At 66.7% G+C, this 1,831-nt stretch carries 1 pseudogene; it reads left to right on the top strand.

The features are described 5' to 3' along the window. Positions 1-1,831: pseudogene (locus ACK42S_RS17830) on the top strand (hypothetical protein); the annotation flags it as partial.

Raw genomic sequence — 1,831 nt, 5'->3', positions numbered from 1 at the left:
GGAGGCCGCCAGAACCGAGCCGCAGCGCCAGGCGATCACCCCTGACGACGCGGGCAACATGAAGGCCGGCGACGTGGTGGTGGACGACCAGGGCGTCGAGTACATGGCCCTGCGCGCGCGCCACAAGTGGCTGGAGGTGGCGCCGATCGTCAACGGCAAGCCCCAGGTGAGCGCCGACACGGTCATCAGGTTCCACCTGGAGCCAGAGACGGCAGCCCAGTACCCCGAGCGCCGTAGCAGCCCCATCTATGCCGCCGGACGCAATCTGTACGAGCAGGGGCAAGCAAGAGGCGCACAGCAGGCTACGCCAGCCGCCGAGCCAGTGCTTTCCGCCCCCACCCGCGAGGACGTGCTGGCCCAGCAGCAGCGCGCCGAGACGGCCGAGCAGCGCGATGCGCGCGAGCAGATCCGCCGTGAAAGTGAAGCCGGCGCCGGGATGTTCTCACTCGAAACGCAGGACGGCCGCCAGGACACGACGGGCGACCTGCTCCGCCAGCCGGCGCAGGAGCAGCCATCGGCCCAGCAGCCTGCCGAGCAGCAGTCAGCGGCAGAGGATGCGCCAAAGCCCGAGGCCGGCGAGCGCCTGGAGGACGTTGGCGAGCAGCTTTACGCCAACCGCCGCAATTTCACGGGCCGGGGCATCAAGTGGGAGGACATCGAGGGCCTGAACGACGCCCTCAAGGTCAAGGAAGTCACCAAGGCCAAAGTCTGGCCGCGCCCGAATTACGAGCAACTGGTGGCCGATGGCATGCCGCCGATCCTGGCGCGCTTGGTGAAGCACGTCTATGACGGCCTGAGCGCCGGGCCGACGATCCGCGCCATGACGCCGCCGACCGATGCGGAACTGAAGTTATACATCGACACGCTGGCCAAGATCCGCGAAGGACTGTTTGGGTTCATCAACGACCGGCAGCAGGTGGCCGACTTCGCCAAGGGCGTGCTCACGATGGTGAAGGGCGAGCAGACCGCGCTGGGGCCGGTGTCGCTGCTGGATATGTCCAAGGTGGCGATGGGCGCGCAGGAAGTGCAGCAGGTGCTGTTGCGCCGCGTGTGGCCCGATGAGATGACCAAGCCGACCTACGCCCGATTTTCGCGCGGATCGGAGGCACAGCGCGAGGTGTCGATCATCGGCGGGAACAAGGCGTTGAGCGCCATGCAGTTTGGACGGGAGGATTTGCGCAAGTGGATGGCCGATCTGAGCAAGGGGTGGCCGGCCAAGCGCGAGACCTGGGAGGTGCAGGGCTATCGCATCCTGGCGCCGGGTGAGTACACCTTCACCGGCAAAGATCTGGGCAATGGCATGGTCGAGGGCACCGTCCGGCCCAAGGAAGGTTACGGATCGTGGCGCGGCACGATGAAGGCCGGCGAGTTCGACAGCACCGGCATGCCGTTTTTCCTGGTGCGAGACGGCGGATTCAAGGCCGAGGCCTTCGCCACCCGTGAAGCGGCCATCGAAGCCGCGCGCGCCAAGGTCAAGCGCGAGCCTGGCGCCGGCCAGGACGTTCGGGGCACCAACATCGACGAGGCCGAGCGCACCGGTCCGGCTCGCCGACAGGATGGCGAGAACATCACGCCGCAGCGTCTGATGGACACGTTCGGGTTCCGTGGCGTCAACTTCGGCCGTGAAGGCTGGATCAACCAAGCCGAGCGGCAGGCGTACATCAACCAGGCCTACGACGGGCTGATGGACCTGGCCGAGGTGCTGGGGGTGCCACCCAAGGCCATGAGTCTGAACGGCAGGCTGGGTATCGCTTTTGGTGCGCAGGGCAAAGGCAAGTTCGCCGCGCACTTCGTTCCTGGGGTCAACGAAATCAACCTGACCAAGACGCGC

It is taken from the genome of Caldimonas sp. (assembly GCF_046289365.1).
Lineage (GTDB): Bacteria > Pseudomonadota > Gammaproteobacteria > Burkholderiales > Burkholderiaceae_C > Caldimonas.
Note: the sequence above shows the minus strand (reverse complement) of the source record. Positions and strands in the feature narration are given on the sequence as shown.